Source organism: Bradyrhizobium sp. 18BD (assembly GCF_054185225.1).
On the sequence record NZ_JAVAYL010000048.1, the window covers coordinates 1 to 1299 of the forward strand.

Annotated in this window: 1 protein-coding gene; it reads right to left on the minus strand. The window is 62.3% G+C overall.

All coding sequences use genetic code 11. The features are described from left to right. Window positions 1-34: 34 nt before the first annotated feature. Window positions 35-1219 carry an IS481 family transposase gene (locus RAD16_RS40280; protein ID WP_458163616.1) on the minus strand — a complete coding sequence of 395 codons (1185 nt, stop codon included), beginning with the start codon at window positions 1217-1219 and terminating at the stop codon, window positions 35-37. Window positions 1220-1299 lie beyond the last annotated feature (80 nt).

The following is a 1299-nucleotide window of genomic DNA, read 5'->3' on the forward strand; positions in this document are numbered from 1 at the left end:
TGTCCAGCCCGGAGACATAGGTAACGGATCGTACCTAAGAGATGGGTGACAACCTCGTGCCGAACGGGTTGTCGAGGGGTTGCAGGGTCTTCTGCTCCAGGTCGAAATATCCAAGATCATAGTGCATGAAGCTGACGAGCCAAATACCGTCGTCGACTTCCTTGATGCCGAGCTTCTGGCCGGCCAGGACGGTTGAGATGTTGATCCGCTTGCGATGCAGGCAGAGGCGGCCGCAAGCGGTGACGAGGACGTCGCGGTCGTGGAACGGGTAGCTCAGTTCTGGCAGGCCGTCATAGGAGCGCGGAGAGGCGGTGTAGAGCTCGGCGGGGCACTTCATGTCGAGGGCCTCGTGCGGACGCTCGAAGTTGAACTCGCGAACGAAGGCATCGAAGCGGTCCTGCTGCTGCAGACTGTTGAAGCCCGGCGGGCGGGTCGCCTCTTTCTTAAGGGTCAGGTGCATGCGCTCGTGGCGTCCGTTCTGCTGCGGATGGCCTGGCTTGATGCGCTCGATGGCAATGCCGAGCCTGAGCCACCACACCGACAACTTTGAGAGATTGAATAGAGCGTTGGGGCTGGCAAAGGGCACGCCGTTGTCGGTGCGAATGGCAAGCGGCAGCCCGCGCTCGCGGAACAGCCGCTCAAAGGCTGTTATGGCAGGGTCTTCGCGTGTCGAGTCCAGCGCTTCACAGAGCAGCAGGAAGCGCGAGGCATGATCGGTAACGGTCAGCGGATAACAGTAGCGGCCACTGCCGAGCTTGAACTCGCCCTTGAAGTCGGCACACCACAGATCATTGGGGAGTGTGCCCTGGGACAGCGGCGTGCCGCGCGCGTGGTGGCGCGGCCCGCCGCCGCGCCGGACCAGGCCATGGCGGTCAAGCACCGCATGAATGGTGCTTTTGGCCGGAACCCTGACATCGCCGTCGAGCCGCCTGACCAGGAGCTCACGGATCTTGCGCGCACCCCAATGCGGCTTCTCGGCCTTGAGCTGAACGATCAGGGTCTCGATCTGGCTCGGCAGCTGATTGGCATAGCGGACCGGCCGCCGGGAGCGATCGCTCAGCGCCTCGAGACCGTGCTCCCTGTACCGATCGAAAATCTTGTAGCCGGTCTTGCGCGATATGCCGAACTCGCGACAGACCTCGGACATGGCTTCCCCGTCCAGAAGCCGGGCGACAAAGCGAAGGCGTTCTTCCATGACCGAACTCGCTCTCCACGGCATCCACACCTCCCGCAGAACAAAAGCGGAAAGTGTAACCCATGTGTCCGGTACGTTCTGTCACCTATGTCTCGGGCCGCTCA